Genomic DNA, 17,331 nt, shown 5'->3' with positions numbered 1-17,331 from the left:
CATCACCATGGGCAATCGCCCCGACGACCTGCGCGCCCTCATCGACTCCGTGCGCAAGCAGGAAGGCGACCCCGTCGACATCGTGGTCGTCGGCAACGGCGCCCCCGTCACCGGCGTCCCGGACGGCGTGCGCACCGTCGACCTGCCCGGGAACCTCGGCATCCCCGGTGGCCGCAACGCCGGCATCGAGGCCTTCGGTCCGTCCGGCGCGGACGTCGACGTCCTGCTCTTCCTGGACGACGACGGCCTGCTGCCGAACGCCGACACCGCGCAGCTGTGCCGTCAGGCATTCGAGGCCGACCACAGGCTCGGCATCGTCAGCTTCCGCATCGCCGACCCGGACACCGGACTCACCCAGCGCAGGCACGTACCCCGCCTGCGCGCCTCGGACCCCCTGCGCTCCTCCCGCGTGACGACCTTCCTCGGCGGAGCCAACGCCGTCCGTACGAAGGTCTTCGCGGAGGTCGGCGGACTTCCGGACGAGTTCTTCTACGCCCACGAGGAGACCGATCTGGCCTGGCGGGCCCTCGACGCGGGCTGGGGCATCGAGTACCGCGCGGACATGGTCCTCAACCACCCCACCACCGCACCCTCCCGGCACGCGGTCTACCACCGCATGGTGGCCCGCAACCGGGTCTGGCTCGCCCGCCGCAACCTTCCCGCCCCCCTCGTGCCCCTCTACCTGGGGGTGTGGCTGCTGCTCACGCTCGCCCGGCGCCCGTCCAAGGACTCGCTGAAGGCGTGGTTCGGCGGCTTCCGGGAAGGCTGGAGCACCCCCGCGGGTCCACGCCGCCCCATGAAGTGGCGTACGGTATGGCGGCTGACCCGACTGGGCCGACCACCCGTCATCTGACAGGCTCGGAACAGACCTCGGGCCGACAGGCATCGGGCTTTGTCTCCCGGGACCCGGACACCCGCGCGCCAGCGCCCGACCGGTTCGCGCATCTTTGAAGACGAAAGTTTCCACTTGTGAGTGACACTTCCCAAGACGGAGCGGTCGCTATGAGCGTCCCTCCCTCTCCAGACGAGGGACTGACCCCGGCGCAGCTCGCCGCCAAGCACCACTTGTCGGTGAGCGGCGCCCGGCCCGGATTCGTCGAGTACGTACGGCAGTTGTGGGGGCGGCGCCACTTCATCATGGCGTTCTCCTCGGCGAAGCTGGCGGCCCAGTACAGCCAGGCCAAGCTGGGCCAGCTGTGGCAGGTGGCGACCCCGCTGCTCAACGCGCTGGTCTACTTCCTGATCTTCGGTCTCATCCTGAATGCCGGCCGGGGGATGAACACGGACGTCTACATCCCCTTCCTGGTCACGGGCATCTTCGTGTTCACCTTCACGCAGAGCTCGGTGATGGCGGGCGTACGGGCTATCTCCGGGAACCTCGGGCTGGTGCGGGCGCTGCACTTCCCGCGCGCCTCGCTGCCGATCTCCTTCTCGCTCCAGCAGCTCCAGCAGCTGCTCTACTCGATGATCGTGCTGCTGGTGATCATCATGGCCTTCGGCAACTTCCCGACCTGGTCGTGGCTGCTGGTGTTTCCGGCGCTGGTGCTCCAGTTCATGTTCAACACCGGCCTGGCGCTGATCATGGCCCGGATGGGTGCGAAGACCCCCGACCTGGCCCAGCTGATGCCGTTCGTCATGCGGACCTGGATGTACGCCTCGGGTGTCATGTTCAGCATCCCGGAGATGCTCGACAAGCACTCGCCGCTGGTCGCGGACCTCCTCCAGTGGAACCCGGCGGCCGTCTACATGGACCTGATCCGCTTCGCGCTGATCGACGGCTACGGTGCGGACAAGCTTCCGCCGCACGTGTGGATGGCCGCCGCACTCTGGGCGGTCCTCTTCGGCGTGCTCGGCTTCGTGTACTTCTGGAAGGCTGAGGAGCGTTACGGCCGTGGCTGAGGACAACAACACCGGGCGCGTCCCCACGGTCATCGCCGACGACGTGCACATCGTCTACCGGGTGCACGCCGGTGGCGGCGGAAAGGGCGGCGCGACCGCCGCCCTCAACCGCATCCTGCGGGGCAAGAAGGGCGAGGAGGGCCGCGGCGTACGCAAGGTGCACGCCGTGCGCGGCGTGTCCTTCACGGCCTACCGCGGCGAGGCCATCGGCCTCATCGGCTCCAACGGCTCCGGCAAGTCGACCCTGCTGCGCGCCATCGCGGGCCTGCTGCCCACCGAGAGCGGCAAGGTCTACACGGACGGCCAGCCCTCCCTCCTGGGCGTCAACGCGGCGCTGATGAACGACCTGACCGGCGAGCGCAACGTCATCCTCGGCGGCCTGGCCATGGGCATGTCGCGCGAGCAGATCCGCGAGCGCTACCAGAGCATCGTCGACTTCTCCGGCATCAACGAGAAGGGCGACTTCATCACGCTGCCGATGCGGACCTACTCCTCCGGCATGGCGGCCCGCCTGCGCTTCTCCATCGCGGCCGCCAAGGACCACGACGTGCTGATGATCGACGAGGCACTCGCCACCGGTGACCGGAAGTTCCAGATCCGCTCCGAGGAGAGGATCCGGGAGCTCCGCAAGGAGGCCGGCACGGTCTTCCTGGTGAGCCACAGCAACAAGTCGATCCGGGACACCTGCGACCGCGTCCTGTGGCTGGAGAAGGGCGAACTCCTGATGGACGGCCCCACCGAGGAAGTCGTCAAGGCGTACGAGAAGGAGACCGGCAAGTAGCGGGCAACCGCGACGACAGGGTCCCCGCCGATGCCAGGAACCGGCGGGGACCCTGTCGCGTGTTCGCGCAGTCCGCGAGAAGGCGAACGCGGTGGCTGCGGGGGTCGGTGAAGCGTCAATTCGCCCATGATCGGGGAAGGTTGAGCGGGATCGCAGTGTTGTTCCCATGCGCGCGACACCCCGCGGCGTTGCTTCGCGTTGTACAACGTAAGCTGTACCGGTGCTGATTCGCGGCAAGTGGGGCGATACGTCCTCGGGTCGCGCCTCAGAGAAGCTCCCGTCCGGGACCACGGACGGCGTGTCCGAAATGGGATGTTTTGAGTCGGCAGTGTAGAACGGGAGGTGTGACGGCAATGACTGGGGAACCTCTCCCGCTCCGAAAAGCTCTCGCCGTCCCCGCGGAGGGCAGTCGGCGATGACCGGAGTCCGGGACGCGCCCCCCGGCGCCCCCGCGCGCACCACCCTGGACAAGGCCACGGACGAGAACTTTCCCGTGGCCCCCTTCTTCCTGCCGCGCGCCTGGCGCGACGACCTCATGGCGGTGTACGGATACGCCCGCCTGGTCGACGACATCGGCGACGGCGACCTCGCTCCCGGCGGCCGGGACGCCGCACTGCTCGGCCTCGGCGCGGAACGGTCCGACGACCGGCTCGCCATGCTGGACGCCTTCGAGGCCGACCTGCACCGGGTCTTCGACGGCGCGCCCCGCCACCCGCTGCTCCGCGCCCTCCAACCGGTCGTCCGCCGACGCGCCCTCACCCCCGAGCCGTTCCTCGGGCTGATCGAGGCCAACCGGCAGGACCAGAGCGTCAGCCGTTACGAGACGTACGAGGACCTCCTCGCGTACTGCGAGAAGTCCGCCAACCCCGTCGGCCGCCTCGTCCTCGCCCTCACCGGCACCACCAGCCCCGAGCGGGTACGCAGGTCGGACGCCGTCTGCACGGCGCTCCAGATCGTCGAGCACCTCCAGGACGTGGCCGAGGACCTGGCCAGAGACCGGATCTATCTCCCGGCCGAGGACATGGCGCGCTTCCGGGTGAGCGAGAAGGACCTGGCGGCGCCGAGTGCGAACTCCTCGGTGCGCTCACTGATCGCATTCGAAGCGGAGAGGGCCTCCCGCCTCCTGAATGAAGGACCCCCGCTGGTGGGTAGCGTGCACGGCAGACTGAAGCTTCTGCTGGCCGGTTTCGTCGCCGGTGGCCGTGCCGCCCTCAAGGCGGTACATTCCGCCGGATTCGACGTACTCCCTGGACCGCCCAAGCCCACCAAGCTCAGTCTGCTGCGCGAAGTGGGAGCGACTCTGCGAAGAGAGGGGTGAGCCGGACCGTGGAAGAACTCGACCAGGCGTCCGCACCGGTACTCGCCGCGTACAGCTACTGCGAGGCGGTGACCGGACAGCAGGCGCGCAACTTCGCCTACGGCATCCGGTTGCTGCCCACCGACAAGCGCAACGCGATGTCCGCGCTCTACGCCTTCTCCCGGCGCGTGGACGACATCGGCGACGGCACACTGCCGCCCGAGGTGAAGGAGAAGCGGCTGGGCGAGACCCGGGCACTGCTGGCCCGGATCAGCGCCGGCGACATCGACGAGGACGACACCGACCCGGTGGCCGTCGCCCTCACCGACGCCGCCCGCCGTTTCCCGATCCCGCTCGGCGGGCTCGACGAGCTGATCGACGGCGTCCTGATGGACGTGCACGAGGCGACGTACGAGACCTGGGACGACCTGAAGGTGTACTGCCGCTGTGTCGCCGGGGCCATCGGACGGCTCTCGCTCGGCGTGTTCGGCACCCCGTCGGGCGCGCGCGACGCCGCCCGCGCCCCGGAGTACGCCGATACCCTCGGCCTGGCCCTGCAACTCACCAACATCCTCAGGGACGTGCGCGAGGACGCCGGCAACGGACGCACCTACCTGCCCGCCGAGGACCTCGCCAAGTTCGGCTGCGCGGACGGCTTCCACAGTGCCACCCCGCCGCCGGGATCCGACTTCCCCGGTCTCGTCCACCACGAAGTGCGGCGCGCCCGCGCCCTGTTCGCCGAGGGCTACCGGCTGCTGCCGCACCTCGACCGGCGCAGCGGAGCCTGCGTCGCGGCCATGGCCGGCATCTACCGCAGGCTCCTGGACCGCATCGAGCGCGATCCCTACGCGGTACTGCGCGGGCGGGTCTCGCTGCCGGGGCACGAGAAGGCGTATGTCGCCGTGCGCGGTCTCTCCGGGCTCGACGCGCGGCATATTTCCCGGCAAACCGCCAGGAGGCGTCCTTGAAAGGGGCAGGAAGAGCGTTTCACGTGAAACCGTGGAACCCGCAGCACGGGCGCGCAACCCTCCACCGGCGTGACGCGTCCCTGACTGCAACGGGCCGGGCCGCCACGGCTCGGGCCGCAGCAGCCCCTCGGGGCCGCTGCACGGCCGGTTCGGGGGAGGGGTCATGAGGGGCGACATCGTCTCGCGCGTACACACCCGAAGCGGTGCCGCACAGACCGCCGTCGTGATCGGAGGCGGCCTGGCCGGCACGACCGCCGCCCTCGAACTCGCCGACGCGGGCGTCCACGTGACCCTGCTGGAAGGACGCCCCCGGCTCGGCGGCCTCGCCTTCTCCTTCCCGCGCGGGGAACTGACCGTCGACAACGGGCAGCACGTCTACCTGCGCTGCTGCACCGCCTACCGATGGCTCCTCGACCGGGTGCAGGGCGCGGAACTCGCACCGCTGCAACGCCGGTTGGACGTGCCCGTCCTCGACGTCGGCAACCCGCGCGGGCCCCGGCTCGGCAGGCTGCGGCGCAATGCCCTGCCCGTCCCGCTGCACCTGGCCGCCGGACTCGCCGCCTACCCCCACCTCTCCCTCGCCGAACGGGCGGGCGTGGGACGGGCCGCCCTCGCGCTGCGGGGCCTCGACCTCGCGGACCCCGCGCTGGACGACATCGACTTCGCGAGCTGGCTGGCACGGCACGGGCAGTCGGACCGTACGATCCAGGCGCTCTGGGACCTCGTCGGCGTCGCCACGCTCAACGCGACCGCGCCGCACGCCTCGCTCGCCCTGGCAGCCAAGGTCTTCAAGACCGGACTGCTCTCCGAGCCGGGCGCGGCCGACATCGGCTGGGCGCACGTGCCGCTCGGCGAACTGCACGACACCCTCACCCGCAAGGCACTCGACTCGGCGGGCGTCCGGACCGAGCTGCGGACCAAGGCCGACTCCCTCTCGCGGGCGGACGACGGGAAGTGGACGGTCGGGGCCGGGGGAGAGACGATCACCGCCGACGCGGTGGTGCTCGCCGTACCGCAGAAGGAGACGCACGGCCTGCTGCCGGACAAGGCGCTCGACGAACCCGACCTGCTCCTGGAGATCGGGTACGCGCCGATCCTCAACGTGCACGTCGTCTACGACCGCAAGGTGCTGCGGCAGCCGTTCTTCGCCGCGCTCGGCACACCCGTGCAGTGGGTCTTCGACCGGACCGAGGCGTCCGGACTGACGGGCGGCGGACAGTACCTCGCCCTTTCGCAGTCCGACGCGCGGGGCGAGATCGACGAGCCCGTCGCCACACTGCGCCGGCGGTACCTCCCGGAGCTCGAACGGCTGCTGCCCGCCGCGCGCGGAGCCGTGGTGCGGGACTTCTTCGTCACCCGGGAGCGGACCGCGACGTTCGCCCCCACCCCCGGGACCGGGCGCCTGCGCCCCGGGCCGCGCACCCGTGCGCCGGGACTGTACCTGGCCGGGGCGTGGACCGACACCGGTTGGCCCGCGACCATGGAGAGCGCGGTGCGCAGTGGCCTCGGTGCCGCCGCCGCGGCACTCTCCGCGCTCGGCCGCCCCTATGAACTTCCGCCACTGGAGGCGGCATGAGCACCAGAACTGGAACCAGAGGAGAGCCTGTGACCCCGGCGAACCCGGCTGTCGACACCGTGGACATCGCGGCGCTGTTGGAGCGCGGCAGGGACATGTCCGCCCCGGTGCTGCGTGCCGCCGTGGACCGGCTCGCGCCGCCCATGGACACGGTCGCGGCCTATCACTTCGGGTGGATCGACGCCCAGGGCCGGCCCGCCGACGGCGACGGCGGAAAGGCCGTACGGCCGGCGCTCGCCCTGTTGTCCGCGGAGGCGGCCGGAGCCGCCCCGGAGGTCGGCATCCCCGGCGCCGTGGCCGTCGAACTCGTCCACAACTTCTCGCTGCTGCACGACGACCTGATGGACGGCGACGAGCAGCGGCGCCACCGCGACACCGTGTGGAAGGTGCACGGCCCCGCACAGGCCATCCTCGTCGGCGACGCCCTCTTCGCGCTCGCCAACGAGCTCCTCCTGGAGATCGGGACCGTGGAGGCGGGCCGCGCGACGCGCCGGCTGACCACCGCCACCCGGAAGCTGATCGACGGTCAGGCACAGGACATCTCCTTCGAGCACCGCGACCGCGTCACCGTCGAGGAGTGCCTGGAGATGGAGGGCAACAAGACAGGCGCCCTCCTCGCCTGCGCCGTCTCCATCGGCGCGGTACTCGGCGGGGCCGACGACAGGACCGCCGACACCCTGGAGGCGTACGGCTACCATCTCGGCCTCGCCTTCCAGGCCGTCGACGACCTCCTCGGCATCTGGGGCGACCCGGACGCCACCGGCAAGCAGACGTGGAGCGATCTGCGCCAGCGCAAGAAGTCGCTGCCCGTCGTCGCGGCGCTCGCCGCGGGCGGACCGGCCTCCGAGAAGCTCGGCGAACTCCTCGCCGCGGACGCCGGGAGCAACGACTTCGAGACCTTCTCCGAGGAGGAGTTCGCGACCCGGGCGGCCCTCATCGAGGAGGCGGGCGGACGCGAGTGGACCAGCCAGGAGGCCCGCCGCCAGCACGCGGTCGCCATCGAGGCGCTGCACGGTGTCGACATGCCGGAGAAGGTGCGGGCAGAGTTGACCGCGCTCGCCGACTTCGTGGTCGTGCGGAAGAGGTGACGGCCACCGGGCGGACACAGCGCCTCCCCGGGGGATAGCCCCCGATCTCAGGCAGTCGCCGTCCGGGCGGTCCCCGTGGCCGCCCGGACGACGGAAACCCCAGCACAGCAGCAGACCGACTGCACGAAGGGGAAACCATGACAGCGACGACCGACGGAAGCACCGGGGCCGTGGACCCCGGGGCTGCTGCGGCCAGCATGACGATCACGGCGGTCACCGACCCCGTGCCCGATGCGCGCGAAGAGGCGCGCGGCGCCATGGGGCGCGCGGTGGAGCACCTCCTGTCCCTGCAGGACGTTCAGGGCTGGTGGAAGGGCGACCTGGAAACCAACGTCACCATGGACGCCGAAGACCTGTTGCTCCGACAGTTCCTCGGCATCCAGGACGAGGAGACGGTCCGGGCGGCGGCGCTCTTCGTCCGCGGCGAGCAGCGCGCGGACGGCACCTGGGCCACCTTCCACGGCGGGCCCGGCGACCTCTCCGCCACCGTCGAGGCGTACGTTGCCCTGCGGCTGGCCGGGGACCTCCCCGAGGACCCGCACATGCGGCGGGCCGCGGCCTGGGTGCGGGCACGCGGCGGGATCGCCGCGACCCGGGTCTTCACCCGGATCTGGCTGGCCCTCTTCGGATGGTGGAAGTGGGACGATCTCCCGGAACTGCCACCGGAGTTGCTCTTCCTCCCCAAGTGGGTGCCCCTCAACATCTACGACTTCGGGTGCTGGGCGCGCCAGACCATCGTGCCGCTGACCGTGGTCTCCGCGAAACGGCCCGTACGGCCCGCGCCCTTCGCCCTCGACGAACTGCACACCGACCCCCGCCGTCCCCGACCGCCCGCGCCCCTCGCCCCGCCCACCGGCTGGGACGGCATCTTCCAGCGGCTCGACAAGGCGCTGCACGCCTACCGCCGATTCGCGCCGCCCGCCCTGCGCCGCGCCGCCATGCGGGCCGCCGCCCGCTGGATCGTCGAGCGGCAGGAGAACGACGGCTGCTGGGGCGGCATCCAGCCGCCCGCCGTGTACTCGCTGATCGCCCTCCACCTCCTCGGTTACGACCTTCAACATCCGGTGATGCGGGCCGGGCTGGAGTCCCTGGACCGGTTCGCGGTCCGGCGCGAGGACGGCGCCCGGATGATCGAAGCCTGCCAGTCACCGGTCTGGGACACCTGCCTCGCCACCATCGCGCTCGCCGACGCCGGTCTCCCCGCAGACCATCCGGCGCTCGTGAAGGCCGCCGACTGGATGCTCGCGGAGGAGGTCGTGCGGCCGGGCGACTGGGCGGTCCGCAGACCCGATCTCCCGCCGGGCGGCTGGGCGTTCGAGTTCCACAACGACAACTACCCCGACATCGACGACACCGCGGAAGTCATCCTCGCGCTGCGCCGCGTCGCGCACCCCGACCGGGAGCGGACCGAGGGGGCCATCGCCCGCGGAGTGCGCTGGAACCTCGGGATGCAGTCCAAGAACGGCGCCTGGGGCGCCTTCGACGCCGACAACACCAGTTCCTTCCCCAACCGGCTGCCGTTCTGCGACTTCGGCGAGGTCATCGACCCGCCGTCCGCCGACGTCACCGCCCACGTGGTGGAGATGCTGGCCGTCGAGGGCAAGGCGCACCACCCGCGCACCCGGCGCGGCATCACCTGGCTGCTCGCCGAACAGGAGGAGTGCGGGGCCTGGTTCGGCCGCTGGGGAGTCAACTACGTCTACGGCACCGGGTCCGCGGTGCCCGCCCTCACCGCCGCCGGGCTGCCCGGGACCCACCCCGCGATCCGCCGCGCGGTGGCCTGGCTCGAATCCGTCCAGAACGACGACGGCGGGTGGGGCGAGGACCTGCGCTCGTACAAGGACAAGAGCTGGGCCGGGCGCGGCGCGTCCACCCCCTCGCAGACGGCCTGGGCGCTCCTCGCGCTCATCGCGGCGGGAGAGAGCGACAGCAAGGCCACCGAACGCGGCATCGCCTGGCTCGTCGAGACCCAGCTGCCGGACGGATCCTGGGACGAGCCGTACTTCACCGGCACCGGGTTCCCCTGGGACTTCTCCATCAACTACCACCTGTACCGGCAGGTGTTCCCACTCACCGCACTCGGCCGGTACATCCACGGGGAACCGGTGTTCCCCGCCGCCAGGCCCTGACGCCCAGCAACCGCCCGCAACGCCCGTCCAAGGGGGCTGAATTGACCCGATCCCCGGGTTCGGCTGGACCCGGCAGTACCACCACGCCGCTGCTGATCGCCTGCGCACTCGGCGTCGAACGCCTCGCCCTGCGCGGCGGCGACCGCACCGGCGCGGCGGGGCCCGTCCTCGTACTCCGTACCGGCATGGGCCCGGAGGCCGCCGACTACGCCATCGCCCGCACGCTCGCCGAAGGCCCGGCCAAGGACGCGGCGGTGATCGCGTCCGGGTTCTGCGCCGGGCTCGCGACCGGCATGCACCCCGGTGACGTCGTCGTCGCCACCGAGACCCGCGACCGGCGCGGCAGCACGCCCTGCACGGACGTGCAACTGCTGGCTGAAGCGGTGGCCAGAGCCCTGCCGGAACGGGTGGTCCACACCGGACCGCTGGTCGGCAGCGACCACGTCGTGCGCGGCACCGCCGAGCGGGCCGCGCTGCGGGCTTCCGGGGCGATCGGCGTCGACATGGAGTCGGCCGCCACCCTCGCCGGAGCGCTGCGGGCCGGGCCCAGGCCCGTTGCCGCTGTTCGAGTGGTCGTGGACGCACCCGAGCACGAACTCCTCCGTCCGGGCACGCTCGGCGGAGGAATATCGGCCTTCCGCGTGCTGCGCCACATTTTGCCCGCGTTCCACGAATGGCACCGTTCTTCGCTGCTCCCCAGGAGGTGAGCCAGATGGCCATGCCGCTCCGTCAGTCCATCAGGGTCGGGACGTATCTCTTCGAACAGAAGGTCCGCAAGCGCGAGAAGTTCCCGCTGATCGTCGAGCTGGAACCGCTTTTCGCGTGCAACCTCAAGTGCGAGGGCTGCGGGAAGATCCAGCACCCGGCGGGCGTGCTCAAGCAGCGCATGCCGGTGGCGCAGGCCGTGGGGGCGGTGCTCGAATCGGGCGCCCCGATGGTCTCCATCGCCGGCGGCGAACCGCTGATGCACCCTCACATCGACGAGATCGTGCGTCAGCTGGTGGCGAAGAGGAAGTACGTCTTCCTCTGCACGAACGCCATGCTGCTGCGCAAGAAGATCGAGAAGTTCACACCGTCGCCCTACTTCGCCTTCGCCGTGCACATCGACGGACTGCGCGAGCGGCACGACGAGTCGGTCGCGAAGGAGGGCGTCTTCGACGAGGCGGTGGCCGCGATCAAGGAGGCCAAGAAGCGCGGCTTCCGGGTCACCACCAACTCCACCTTCTTCAACACCGACACCCCGCAGACGATCATCGAGGTGCTCGACTTCCTGAACGACGACCTGAAGGTGGACGAGATGATGATCTCGCCCGCCTACGCCTACGAGAAGGCCCCGGACCAGGAGCACTTCCTCGGCGTCGAGCAGACCCGGGAGCTGTTCAGGAAGGCGTTCGCGGGAGGCAATCGGAAGAAGTGGCGGCTGAACCACTCACCGCTCTTCCTGGACTTCCTGGAGGGCAAGGCGGACTTCGCGTGCACCGCCTGGGCGATCCCGAACTACTCCCTGTTCGGGTGGCAGCGGCCCTGCTACCTGATGAGCGACGGGTACGTGCCGACGTACCGCGAACTCATCGAGGAGACCGACTGGGACAAGTACGGGCGCGGCAAGGACCCCAGGTGCGCGAACTGCATGGCGCACTGCGGGTACGAGCCGACGGCCGTCCTCGCCACCATGGGCTCGCTCAAGGAGTCCATCCGGGCCGCGCGCGAGACCGTCTCCGGAAACCGCGAATGAGGTGAGGACCGCGGGGGCCCGGCCGGGCCCCCGCGCTGCCGGCCCGACCTCCCGCGCCGCATCCTGTGGCGCGGCCGGGCGGGACCGGCGGCGCGCGAGCAGGGAGGACGCCGGTGCGCCCCGGGCCGATCCGGCGTCACGCCGAGCTGAACAGCAGTCCGAGAGGGGCCGAAACGTGACGATCCTGGAAGGCATACGGGGTCCGCAGGACCTGAAGGCGCTCAACGAAGCACAGCTCGTCGAGCTGGCGGAGGAGATCCGGCAGTTCCTGATCTCCGCGGTGGCCAGGACCGGGGGCCATCTCGGTCCCAATCTGGGCGTGGTGGAGCTGACCGTGGCACTGCACCGCGTCTTCGAGTCGCCGGCCGACCGGATCCTGTGGGACACCGGACACCAGTCGTACGTGCACAAGCTCCTGACGGGGCGTCAGGACTTCTCCAAGCTGCGGAGCAAGGGCGGACTGTCCGGCTACCCCTCGCGCGAGGAGTCCGTGCACGACGTCATCGAGAACAGCCACGCCTCGGCCGTCCTGGGCTGGGCCGACGGGCTGGCCAAGGCCAACCAGGTGCTCGGGCGGCCCGACCACGTGGTGGCGGTCATCGGGGACGGGGCGCTGACCGGCGGCATGGCGTGGGAGGCCCTCAACAACATCGCGGCCGAGGACCGCCCCCTGATCATCGTCGTCAACGACAACGAACGCTCGTACGCCCCCACCATCGGCGGACTCGCCGACCACCTCGCGACGCTGCGCACCACGGACGGCTACGAGCGCTTCCTCGCCTGGGGCAAGGAGGTGCTCCAGCGCACCCCGGTCGTCGGACATCCGCTGTACGAGTCGCTGCACGGGGCCAAGAAGGGGTTCAAGGACGCCGTCGCGCCGCAGGGCATGTTCGAGGACCTGGGGCTGAAGTACGTCGGCCCGATCGACGGGCACGACGTGGCGGCCGTGGAGTCCGCGCTGCGCCGGGCCAAGCGCTTCCACGGCCCCGTACTGGTGCACTGCCTCACCGAGAAGGGCCGCGGGTACCCGTTCGCCGAGCAGGACGAGGCGGACCGGTTCCACGCGGTGGCGGCGATGGACCCGCTGACCTGCACACCGCTTGCCGCGGCCGGCCGGCCGTCGTGGACGTCGGTGTTCGGGGACGAGATGGTGCGGATCGGGGCGGACCGGCCGGACGTGGTGGCACTGACCGCGGCGATGCTCCACCCGGTGGGACTGACCGCCTTCGCCGAGTCCTACCCCGACCGCGTGTGGGACGTCGGGATCGCCGAGCAGCACGGTGCGGTGTCGGCGGCGGGGCTGGCGACCGGCGGACTGCACCCGGTGTTCGCCGTGTACGCGACGTTCCTCAACCGGGCCTTCGACCAGGTGCTGATGGACGTCGCCCTGCACGGGTGCGGTGTGACGTTCGTCCTGGACAGGGCCGGCGTGACGGGCTCCGACGGACCTTCGCACAACGGCGTGTGGGACATGTCGGTCCTCCAGGTCGTGCCGGGGCTGCGCATCGCCGCACCGCGCGACGCCGTACAACTGCGGGCGCAGCTGCGGGAGGCCGTGGCGGTGGACGACGCGCCGACCGTGGTGCGCTTCCCGAAGGAATCGGTGGGACCCGAGTACCCGGCGCTGGAGCGCGTCGGCGGTCTGGACGTGCTGCACCGGGACGACGGCTCCGAGGTGCTGATCGTGTCCGTGGGTGCGCTCGCCGGAGTGTGCCTGGCGACCGTGGAACTGCTCCGGGAGCGGGGCGTACGGTGCACGGTCGTCGACCCGCGCTGGGTCAAGCCCGTGGACCCGGCCCTGCCGCCGCTCGCGGCCCTGCACTCGCTGGTCGCGGTCGTCGAGGACAACTCGCGGGCGGGAGGCGTCGGTTCGGCGGTGGGCCAGGCACTGCGGGACGCCTCCGTCGACGTGCCCCTGCGGACCTTCGGGATTCCCGACCAGTTCCTCGCGCACGCCAAGCGGAGCGAGGTACTGGCCGACATCGGGCTCACCCCCGTCGAGATCGTCGGACGGATCAGTGCGGCGCTGGCGCAGGCCGGACCGAAGTGAGCGAGTCGAAGAGGAGAGCCGAAGCATGACCGAGGACGCGCCCGAGTACCGGAAAGAGGCCGGGGACGCCCAGAAGGGCTTCGACCTGGCGGAACTGCTCGCCGCGCGCGGCGGCGAGCGCTACGAGCTGCACGCGCGGCATCTCAACCACCAGCTGCCGCGCATGCTGCACACCATCGGCTTCGACCGCGTCTACGAGCGGGCCGAGGGCGCGTACTTCTGGGACGCCGAGGGCAACGACTACCTCGACATGCTCGCCGGGTTCGGGGTGATGGGCATCGGGCGCCATCACCCCGTCGTACGCAAGGCCCTGCACGACGTGCTCGACGCGTCGCTCGCCGACCTGACCCGCTTCGACTGCCAGCCGCTGCCCGGCCTCCTCGCCGAGAAACTGCTCGCCCACAGTCCGCACCTGGACCGGGTGTTCTTCGGCAACAGCGGTACGGAAGCAGTGGAGACCGCGCTGAAATTCGCCCGCTACGCGACCGGCAGGCCCCGGATCCTCTACTGCACGCACGCCTTCCACGGCCTGACCACCGGCTCGCTCTCGGTCAACGGCGAAAGCGGATTCCGGGACGGCTTCGCACCGCTGCTGCCCGACACCGCGATCCGCATGGGCGACCTCGCCGCGCTGGAACGGGAGCTGCGACACGGCGACGTCGCCGGGTTCGTCGTCGAGCCGATCCAGGGCAAGGGCGTGCACGAGTCGCCGCCCGGCTTCCTGCGCGCCGCCCAGGAACTGCTCCACCGGCACAAGGCGCTCCTGATCGCCGACGAGGTGCAGACCGGCCTCGGGCGTACCGGAGACTTCTACGCGTACCAGCACGAGGACGGGGTGGAGCCGGACCTGCTGTGCGTCGCGAAGGCGCTCTCCGGGGGGTACGTGCCGGTCGGCGCGACGCTCGGCAAGGACTGGATCTTCAAGAAGGTGTACTCGTCGATGGACCGGGTGCTCGTCCACTCGGCCAGCTTCGGCTCCAACGCCCAGGCCATGGCGGCGGGACTCGCGGTGCTGTCGGTGATGGAGGACGAGGAGATCGTCGCCCGCGCCCGCCGCGTCGGAGACCTGCTCAAGGCCAGGCTGACGGAGCTGGTCGACCGGTACGAGCTGCTGCACGACGTGCGAGGGCGCGGGCTGATGATCGGCATCGAGTTCGGCCGCCCGCAGTCGCTCAAGCTGCGCAGCCGGTGGACCGTGCTCCAGGCCGCCCGCAAGGGGCTCTTCGCGCAGATGGTCGTCGTACCGCTGCTCCAGAAGCACCGGATTCTCACCCAGGTGTCCGGCGACCACCTCGAAGTGATCAAACTGATCCCGCCGCTGACCGTGGGGGAGAAGGAGGTCGACCGGTTCGTCGCGGCGTTCACCGCCGTGATGGACGAAGCGCACAGCGGCGGCGGGCTGATGTGGGACTTCGGCAGGACCCTGGTGAAACAGGCTGTCGCCCACCGCTGAACCGGCCGGGACATTTGCCTCTGGGGCAAAGCACTTGCCCCAGAGGCAACCGCTCTGGCTCACTGGGAGCATGACGCCACCGCCCGAGGAGAGCACCGACGACTCCGCCGAGCTGCCCGCGGTCGCTCCCCACCTGCGCGAACTGCGACGCCGCAGCGGTCTGACCCTGGAGGCCGCCGCCCGGCGCGCCGGGCTCTCGCCGGCGCACCTGTCCCGCCTGGAGACGGGTTTGCGGCAGCCCTCGCTGCCGATGCTGCTCGCGTTGGCACGGATCTACGGTACGACCGTCTCCGAGCTGCTCGGCGAGAGCGCCGGCGGCCGGGACGCCGTACTGCGCGCCGGTGACATGGCCGCACGCGAGGCCGACGGCTGGACCTACCGGCAGGCGGGCGGTTCCGGCCGCGCCATGCAGGCACTGCGCGTGCACGTCCCCCATGCGGCGCAGCAGGACCTCGTCCGGGTGCACCCCGGCGAGGAGTGGCTGTACGTCCTCGAAGGGCGCCTGCGGTTGGCGCTCGGCGACACCGTGCACCTGCTGGACGCGGGTGACAGCGCCCACTTCGACTCGCTCACCCCGCACCGGATCACGTCCGTGACACCGGGCGGGGCGGAGCTGCTTTTCGTCCACACGCTGATGCAGAGCACCGTCGCCGGGCTCTGCCTGCCCCAGGAGTCATGAGATGGCGGAGCTCACCGAAGCACAGAACGCCGCGATGGCCGCGATCGCCAGGGCCGCCGACGAGATGGCCCGGGAGGGCGGACCGGACGGCAGGAAGGCCGACTGGAACGACGGCGCGGGGAAATCCTCGGGCGTCCTCGGCTTCGTGGAGGACAGGGCTCCGCGCGGCCTCGTCCTCCGGGTCTTCCTGTACGTCGCCGTGGGACACGTCTTCGCGGCCTTCATCTACCTGCTGTTCACTCTCGGCGGCAAGGGCTGAAGACCGGGCGGGCGTCCGCGCCCCGCCGCCCCCGCACCCTGCGGCCCTAGACGGTGAGGCGCTCGCGCAGCGCCTCGCGCGTCCGGGGGGCGAGCTTCAGGCCCTGCGTCAGGTACGTCTCCGTGTCGCCCCAGGTCTCCTCGATCGTGGAGAACGCCGCGCCGAGGTACTCCACGCGGGCGTCGAAGAGCGGCGCGAGCAGTCTCAGCACCTCGGCGTTCATCGCGTCGGGGGAGTCGCTGCTGCGCTGCACCCGGTACCGGCGGTGCGGGTCGTTCGACTTGACGTAGTCCGCCTCCACGGCCTCGCGCTCGACGCCCACCGCGAGCAGCGTCACGGCGACCGACAACCCCGCCCGGTCCTTGCCCGCCGCGCAGTGCATCAGCGCGGGCACGCTGTCCTCGGCCAGGGCGTGCAGCACCCGGCTGTGCTCGGCCGTGCGGTCCTTGATGATGCGGCGGTACGCCTCCGTCATGCGGGCCGCGGCCTTGCCGTCGTCCAGGATCTCCCGCAGCTGGTCCATGCCGCCGTCGCGCACCATCCGCCAGAACTCCGCGCCGTCCGCCGGGTCGCTCAACGGGATGTTGACGTTGCGCACGCCCGTGAGCTCGACGTCCGGGCCCTCCAGCTTCTGGTCCGCGTCGTTGCGGAAGTCGAAGACGGTGTGCAGGCCGAGGGAATTGAGGAAGGCCGTGTCCGCCGCGGTGGCGTGCGCGAGATGCCCGCTGCGGAAGAGCCGTCCGTACCGCACCGTGCGTCCGTCGGCGGTGGGCAGCCCGCCCACGTCGCGGAAGTTCCGTACACCGGTCAGGTCGGGCTCGGCCGACGACGGGACCTGTGGCACTTGCTGCGTCACGAGCGACTCCTCAAGGTCGTTCGCCGGCGCGACGTGGCCGACGAGGGGCGCGTTCCGAAGATACGACATGGGCGCAACACCGATGCCTCAGGCAACCGATGTGCAGCCTCTTGGGTTTTTTGGAAGCAATTGAGGTTTATGGGCGATTCTGTGCCGGAGTCGAGTGAGCAGGATCATAAGGGTGATGTGCCAGGAGGTGGCGGGGCGTCAAAAGGCAGGCCAGGGACGGAAAGTGGTGGAAGGGGCGGAGCGGGAACGGCGTGAGAATCATGAAGAAGAGGTGCTGACGGCGGGGAGAAGAAGGGAACGGCTTGTTCCGGCGGCCTTCACTCGCCTACGGTCACCGTCAATCCGGGTGGACCGCCGAGTCCTGCCACCACCCGGGCACCGCACCCATCTTTCTTCGTGTGGCAGGAGCGGGGGACCCAGGTAGTACGCCGGCGCCGGAGGACGAGAGTCCGCCGGACCGGCTAGGGGTTAAGTCGTGCTCGTGACGAGCGCGGCCGGGCATCTCCAGCCCGAACCCGACAGCTCACCCCGTAGGCGCCGGAGAGGAAATCG

At 70.8% G+C, this 17,331-nt stretch carries 15 protein-coding genes and 1 riboswitch; of the genes, 14 read left to right on the top strand and 1 reads right to left on the bottom strand.

Translation table 11 applies throughout. From position 1 onward, the window contains the following. Nucleotides 1-7 precede the first annotated feature (7 nt). The 14 genes from ACQPZG_RS06080 to ACQPZG_RS06015 all read left to right on the top strand — a co-directional run bounded on the left by ACQPZG_RS06080 (nucleotide 8) and on the right by ACQPZG_RS06015 (nucleotide 15,914). Nucleotides 8-853: a glycosyltransferase family 2 protein gene (locus ACQPZG_RS06080; RefSeq protein ID WP_433549279.1), complete on the top strand. Its 846-nt coding sequence runs from the start codon at nucleotides 8-10 to the stop codon at nucleotides 851-853. 116 nt (nucleotides 854-969) lie between these two features. Further along, the gene (locus ACQPZG_RS06075; protein WP_433544792.1) at nucleotides 970-1,899 is read left to right on the top strand and encodes an ABC transporter permease; all 930 of its coding nucleotides are present in this window, start codon (nucleotides 970-972) and stop codon (nucleotides 1,897-1,899) included. Beyond that, a complete protein-coding gene (locus tag ACQPZG_RS06070) occupies nucleotides 1,892-2,680 on the top strand; it encodes an ABC transporter ATP-binding protein (RefSeq protein ID WP_433544791.1) in 789 nt (262 codons plus the stop codon). Before ACQPZG_RS06075 ends, ACQPZG_RS06070 begins: the two co-directional genes overlap by 8 nt. A 415-nt stretch (nucleotides 2,681-3,095) precedes the next feature. Next, complete coding sequence (gene hpnC / locus ACQPZG_RS06065; RefSeq protein WP_433544790.1) at nucleotides 3,096-3,998, top strand: squalene synthase HpnC; 903 nt, start codon at nucleotides 3,096-3,098, stop codon at nucleotides 3,996-3,998. Continuing rightward, nucleotides 3,995-4,945, top strand: a complete 951-nt coding sequence (gene hpnD / locus ACQPZG_RS06060; protein WP_433544789.1) for a presqualene diphosphate synthase HpnD — start codon at nucleotides 3,995-3,997, stop codon at nucleotides 4,943-4,945. Before hpnC ends, hpnD begins: the two co-directional genes overlap by 4 nt. A gap of 163 nt (nucleotides 4,946-5,108) precedes the next feature. Then, the gene (gene hpnE / locus ACQPZG_RS06055; protein WP_433544788.1) at nucleotides 5,109-6,521 is read left to right on the top strand and encodes a hydroxysqualene dehydroxylase HpnE; all 1,413 of its coding nucleotides are present in this window, start codon (nucleotides 5,109-5,111) and stop codon (nucleotides 6,519-6,521) included. Then, on the top strand, nucleotides 6,518-7,609 hold the full coding sequence (locus ACQPZG_RS06050; RefSeq protein ID WP_433544787.1) for a polyprenyl synthetase family protein: 1,092 nt from the start codon (nucleotides 6,518-6,520) through the stop codon (nucleotides 7,607-7,609). Before hpnE ends, ACQPZG_RS06050 begins: the two co-directional genes overlap by 4 nt. Before the next feature lie 137 nt (nucleotides 7,610-7,746). Next, nucleotides 7,747-9,738 (top strand): squalene--hopene cyclase, encoded by a 1,992-nt coding sequence (gene shc, locus ACQPZG_RS06045; protein WP_433544786.1) that lies wholly within the window; start codon nucleotides 7,747-7,749, stop codon nucleotides 9,736-9,738. Nucleotides 9,739-9,779: 41 nt separating this feature from the next. Further along, nucleotides 9,780-10,445 carry a 1-hydroxy-2-methyl-2-butenyl 4-diphosphate reductase gene (locus ACQPZG_RS06040; protein ID WP_433544785.1) on the top strand — a complete coding sequence of 222 codons (666 nt, stop codon included), beginning with the start codon at nucleotides 9,780-9,782 and terminating at the stop codon, nucleotides 10,443-10,445. Between the two features lie 5 nt (nucleotides 10,446-10,450). Then, the gene (gene hpnH / locus ACQPZG_RS06035) at nucleotides 10,451-11,473 is read left to right on the top strand and encodes an adenosyl-hopene transferase HpnH (protein WP_433544784.1); all 1,023 of its coding nucleotides are present in this window, start codon (nucleotides 10,451-10,453) and stop codon (nucleotides 11,471-11,473) included. Between the two features lie 175 nt (nucleotides 11,474-11,648). Continuing rightward, the gene (dxs, locus tag ACQPZG_RS06030; RefSeq protein ID WP_433544783.1) at nucleotides 11,649-13,523 is read left to right on the top strand and encodes a 1-deoxy-D-xylulose-5-phosphate synthase; all 1,875 of its coding nucleotides are present in this window, start codon (nucleotides 11,649-11,651) and stop codon (nucleotides 13,521-13,523) included. A 25-nt stretch (nucleotides 13,524-13,548) separates the two neighbouring features. Next, a complete protein-coding gene (locus ACQPZG_RS06025; RefSeq protein WP_433544782.1) occupies nucleotides 13,549-14,976 on the top strand; it encodes an aspartate aminotransferase family protein in 1,428 nt (475 codons plus the stop codon). A gap of 70 nt (nucleotides 14,977-15,046) precedes the next feature. Next, nucleotides 15,047-15,655: a helix-turn-helix domain-containing protein gene (locus ACQPZG_RS06020; protein ID WP_433544781.1), complete on the top strand. Its 609-nt coding sequence runs from the start codon at nucleotides 15,047-15,049 to the stop codon at nucleotides 15,653-15,655. Nucleotide 15,656: 1 nt separating this feature from the next. Next, complete coding sequence (locus ACQPZG_RS06015) at nucleotides 15,657-15,914, top strand: DUF6126 family protein (RefSeq protein ID WP_433544780.1); 258 nt, start codon at nucleotides 15,657-15,659, stop codon at nucleotides 15,912-15,914. A 46-nt stretch (nucleotides 15,915-15,960) separates the two neighbouring features. Here ACQPZG_RS06015 and ACQPZG_RS06010 read toward each other — a convergent pair whose 3' ends face one another. Beyond that, nucleotides 15,961-16,770: a tyrosine-protein phosphatase gene (locus ACQPZG_RS06010; protein ID WP_433544779.1), complete on the bottom strand. Its 810-nt coding sequence runs from the start codon at nucleotides 16,768-16,770 to the stop codon at nucleotides 15,961-15,963. Between the two features lie 375 nt (nucleotides 16,771-17,145). Beyond that, nucleotides 17,146-17,331, top strand: a riboswitch (cyclic di-AMP (ydaO/yuaA leader).

This window comes from Streptomyces sp. CA-294286, from assembly GCF_050947155.1.
GTDB lineage: Bacteria > Actinomycetota > Actinomycetes > Streptomycetales > Streptomycetaceae > Streptomyces.
This window is presented reverse-complemented; position numbering and strand designations above follow the sequence as displayed.

What these genes read in the sequence shown, in the direction of transcription:
- ACQPZG_RS06080 (WP_433549279.1), top strand. Translation starts at nt 8, where the DNA reads ATGGGCAATCGCCCCGACGACCTGCGCGCCCTCATCGACTCCGTGCGC.
- hpnC (WP_433544790.1), top strand. Translation starts at nt 3,096, where the DNA reads ATGACCGGAGTCCGGGACGCGCCCCCCGGCGCCCCCGCGCGCACCACC.
- hpnE (WP_433544788.1), top strand. Translation starts at nt 5,109, where the DNA reads ATGAGGGGCGACATCGTCTCGCGCGTACACACCCGAAGCGGTGCCGCA.
- ACQPZG_RS06050 (WP_433544787.1), top strand. Translation starts at nt 6,518, where the DNA reads ATGAGCACCAGAACTGGAACCAGAGGAGAGCCTGTGACCCCGGCGAAC.
- shc (WP_433544786.1), top strand. Translation starts at nt 7,747, where the DNA reads ATGACAGCGACGACCGACGGAAGCACCGGGGCCGTGGACCCCGGGGCT.
- hpnH (WP_433544784.1), top strand. Translation starts at nt 10,451, where the DNA reads ATGGCCATGCCGCTCCGTCAGTCCATCAGGGTCGGGACGTATCTCTTC.
- ACQPZG_RS06025 (WP_433544782.1), top strand. Translation starts at nt 13,549, where the DNA reads ATGACCGAGGACGCGCCCGAGTACCGGAAAGAGGCCGGGGACGCCCAG.
- ACQPZG_RS06020 (WP_433544781.1), top strand. Translation starts at nt 15,047, where the DNA reads ATGACGCCACCGCCCGAGGAGAGCACCGACGACTCCGCCGAGCTGCCC.
- ACQPZG_RS06015 (WP_433544780.1), top strand. Translation starts at nt 15,657, where the DNA reads ATGGCGGAGCTCACCGAAGCACAGAACGCCGCGATGGCCGCGATCGCC.